Origin of the sequence: Roseobacter weihaiensis, from assembly GCF_020622345.1 — a bacterium.
Taxonomy (GTDB): domain Bacteria; phylum Pseudomonadota; class Alphaproteobacteria; order Rhodobacterales; family Rhodobacteraceae; genus Roseobacter; species Roseobacter weihaiensis.
In genome coordinates, this window is record NZ_JACNMO010000060.1 from 1 (window position 1) to 3,961 (window position 3,961).

The window sequence follows — 3,961 nt, forward strand, 5'->3', positions numbered from 1 at the left end:
TCCACGTCCTTCACCTGCGTGAACCGCCGCATCCACGCCACACGATCCCCCTGCGCACCCCAAAAACCCTCAGAATCCGTCAGCGAGGTGGCGTACATCTCCTCATACTGATGCGCATTAACGTGGGCGTTTGCTGCCATTTCGGCAGATGGCGGGTAGGTTCTGCTGCTGGTTTTTGCGGTGTCGGGCATGGAGGCTCCTCCCTCTTTTGTCCTGTCATTGCCTTGCGGCCTGGTTTTCACGTGACCGGCATCCCTGATTGCCGGGGGGTGCGCGCACTGTTCCAGCTTGGAACAGACGGGCTGTCGAAAACAAGAGAATAAGCTGCGCCAATAAAAGGGTTTCGGTCAAACGCGAGACGTCGTGGCAGAATGCCTTGAGCGGCGGCAGGTCGAAAGGGTTTTTTTCTCACTTAATATCAGCGGTATAAGGGGTTTTCTTAAGATTCTGATTTGCGCCGCTTCAAGCTGCGGACACCCTTTCCTTCATGCCCTGAAAGCTGCACCCGGGCTGAGTTTGGCACCGCCGGAGCGGCTCAGAATCAACACCCGGTGAGCGACATCGCAGTCAGCCGCAGCCTCCCCCCTGAATGAGGGCTTGGCACCGCCGCTGCCCTTGGGTAGCTTTGCATCAAGCCCGCTCTTGTGTGAAGCGGGCAACACGGGAGATACATGATGAATACATACCTTAGCGTCGCCGTTGCCGGCGCAATCAGCTTTGCCTTCGTCTCGGAAGCCGCCGCAACCGAATGGAACGTTTCGGTCTGGGGCAAACGCCGTGCCTTCACTGAGCACGTTGAAAAGCTGGCCGAGTTGGTGGCGGATAAGACCGGCGGCGAATTTACCATGAACGTCAGCTATGGCGGCCTGTCCAAGAACCGCGAAAACCTTGATGGGATCTCGATCGGCGCCTTTGAGATGGCGCAGTTCTGTGCGGGGTATCACCCGGACAAGAACCGCGTGATCACGGTGCTGGAACTGCCCTTCCTCGGGGTTGAAAACCTGGAACAGGAAGTCGCCGTGGCCAACGCAGTTTACGCGCACCCGGCGGCGACCGAAGAGATGGCGCAATGGAATGCCAAACTGCTGATGACCTCCCCGATGCCGCAGTACAACATCGTCGGCACCGGCGAGCCGCGTGATGAGCTTGCCGAATTCGAAGGCATGCGCGTGCGGGCCACCGGGGGGCTGGGCGAAGCCTTCAAGACGGTCGGCGCCGTGCCGACTTCCGTTACGGCCACTGAAGCCTATCAGGCCATGGAAGGCGGGGTTGTGGATACGGTCGCTTTCGCACAGCATGCGCATCTGAGCTTTGGCACGATCAACCAGGCCGACTGGTGGACGGCGAACCTCAATCCCGGCACGGTCAATTGCCCTGTGGTGGTGAATATCGACGCCTATGACGCCCTGTCCGACGCGCATCGTGCGGCACTGGACGCCTCGGTCGCGGAAGCCATCGACCACTATCTGGTGAACTATGCGGAACTGCTGCAACGCTGGGATGCCGTATTGGCCGAAAAGGGGGTGGAGAAGGTCGACATCGCACCCGAGGTGATCGAAGAGTTCCAGGCCAAGGCCGGTGCGCCGATCCACGAGGCCTGGATCGCAGAGATGGAAGGCCAGGGCCTGCCCGGGCAGGAGCTTTATGACCTCGTTGTCAACACATTGGCAGAGGCCAAGGGCGGCAGCTAAAATCCCGCGGCCGTCCCCTCTGCGGGGCGGCCCCATTTTCAACACCAAAAGATGACCAAAGGGCAGGGCCATGGCAGGATCAGCCGCGGTGCTCGAAGATTCCAGTCTGCTGAGCCGTCTGGACCGGGCACTCTTACCCATCGAACGCTTGTGCGCACTGCTGAGCGGTCTGGCGATTTTTTCACTGATGTTTCTGGCGGTCTATTCCGTCACCGGGCGCAAGTTTTTCGCCGCGCCGATGGCGGGGTATGTGGATTACATCGAGGCGATGATGCCGATCATCGCCATCATGGGCATTTCCTACGTGCAGCGGGACGGAACCCATGTGCGGATGGATATGCTGGTCAGCGCCCTCAGAGGCCGTGTCTTGTGGTTTTTCGAACTGGTATCCGTGTTGCTGATCCTGCTTTTGATCGTGGCGCTCACCTGGGGCGCGTGGGAGCATTTCTCCCGCTCTTTTGACTGCACGCGGCCCTTGTGCAGCCGGGACAGCTCCATCGACGTTGGCATCCCGCTCTGGCCGTCGAAACTGGTGGTGCCGGTGGCCTTCGCAGTGCTGACGCTGCGTCTGCTGTTGCAGGCCTGGGGCTATGGGCGTGCCTTGGTTCTGGGGCTGGAAAGCCCTGTTGCGGTGCCGCTCAACCTGTCCGTGGCCGAGCAGGCCCGGCTTGAGGCCGAAGCGCTGGAGGGCGCAGACTGATGGAACCTATTGAAATCGGTCTTTGGGTCAGCGGCGGGCTGCTGGTCCTTGTGGTTCTGGGCATGCGGGTGGCCTTTGCCGCCGGTCTCGCCGGGTTTGTGGGGCTGGTCTGGCTGCGCTGGAACGGGTTTGGCTATGATCCCGATCAGTTCTGGCGCGCGGTCGAGATCAGCGTCAAGATCGCGGGCCTCACCCCGCATTCCAAGGTGTCCGCACAGGTGCTGAGCCTCATTCCGGTGTTCATCATGATCGGCTATCTGGCTTATCACGCCAAGCTGACCACGGCGCTTTTCGTGGCCGCCAAACGCTGGATCGCCTGGGTGCCGGGCGGGCTTGCGGTCTCCACCGTTTTTGCCACGGCGGGGTTTGCCGCCGTCTCGGGGGCCTCCGTCGCGACCGCGGCGGTCTTTGCCCGTATCGCCATCCCCGAGATGCTCAAGATCGGCTACAACAAGCAATTCGCCGCGGGCGTTGTGGCGGCAGGGGGCACGCTGGCCTCGCTGATCCCGCCGTCCGCCATTCTGGTCATCTATGCGATCATCGTGGAGCAGGACGTGGGCAAGCTGCTGCTCGCGGGCTTTCTGCCCGGCATGTTCTCGGCCTTCGTCTATGCCACGCTGATCATCGGCATCGCCGTGATCTTCAAGACGGTGGGCCCCCCGGTGGGCGGGTTCAGCTGGCGCGAAAGGTTCGAGGCGCTGCCGCCCGCCTTGCCGATCTTTGCGGTGGTGATCATCATCATCTTCTTTGTCTACAACCCCTTTGGCGATGCCTGGGGAACACCCACCGAAGGCGGGGCCATCGGGGCGTTCATCATCTTTGTCATGGCGCTTTATCGCGGCATGCGCTGGCCGCAGCTCAAGACCGCGCTGCTGGATACCGCCAAGCTGACGGTGATGATCTTTTCGATCATCTGGGGGGTGCTGATCTATGTGCGCTTTCTGGGGTTTGCCGAGCTGCCCGAGGCCTTTGCCGACTGGATCACCGGGCTTGAGATGTCGCCGATGCTGATCCTGATCTGCATCCTGCTGGCCTATGCGGTGCTGGGGATGTTCATGGATGCCATCGGCATGCTGCTCCTGACGCTGCCGGTGGTCTACCCGGCGGTCATGGCGCTCAATGGCGGCGAATACGTCAGTGCCGCAGACAGCGCCTTTGGCATGTCGGGGCCGATGTGCGCGATCTGGTTCGGCATTCTGGTGGTCAAAATGGCGGAGTTCTGTCTGATCACGCCGCCCATCGGCCTCAACTGCTTTGTGGTGGCTGGCGTGCGCGATGATCTGACGGTGCAGGATGTGTTCAAGGGCGTCACCCCGTTCTTTGTCGCGGATGGCATCACCATCGCGCTGCTGGTGGCCTTTCCGGGCATCGTGCTGTTTCTGCCGTCCCTGGCCGGGTAGCTGGAAAACGGCGTCGATGAGAATATCGCAACGGCGGCTGTGCGGACGAAGCATGGGTAATCGGGCTGACCAGATAGTGGGGTGAGGTTCTTGATAGAGTTGCAGTAGATTACTGCAATTTAAGGAGAACGACATGAACTATTATGTGGGATTAGATGTTTCGCTGAGGA

4 protein-coding genes are annotated in these 3,961 nt (G+C 60.8%); 3 read left to right on the plus strand and 1 reads right to left on the minus strand.

Annotation, left to right across the window (positions count from 1 at the left end; genetic code table 11):
* On the minus strand, positions 1-191 hold a 191-nt coding region (locus tag H7847_RS26380; protein ID WP_227272663.1), incomplete at its 3' end, for an acetyl-coenzyme A synthetase N-terminal domain-containing protein.
* Positions 192-674: 483 nt separating this feature from the next.
* On the opposite strand from H7847_RS26380, the gene dctP reads away from it, so the two are divergent.
* From dctP to H7847_RS26395, 3 genes are all read left to right on the plus strand, one after another.
* Entirely contained in the window at positions 675-1,691 is a 1,017-nt protein-coding gene (gene dctP / locus H7847_RS26385; protein ID WP_227272665.1) for a TRAP transporter substrate-binding protein DctP, read from the plus strand.
* 70 nt (positions 1,692-1,761) lie between these two features.
* Positions 1,762-2,391 (plus strand): TRAP transporter small permease subunit, encoded by a 630-nt coding sequence (locus H7847_RS26390; protein ID WP_227272667.1) that lies wholly within the window; start codon positions 1,762-1,764, stop codon positions 2,389-2,391.
* Complete coding sequence (locus H7847_RS26395; RefSeq protein WP_227272669.1) at positions 2,391-3,791, plus strand: TRAP transporter large permease; 1,401 nt, start codon at positions 2,391-2,393, stop codon at positions 3,789-3,791. The genes H7847_RS26390 and H7847_RS26395 overlap by 1 nt, the downstream gene beginning before the upstream one ends.
* Positions 3,792-3,961 lie beyond the last annotated feature (170 nt).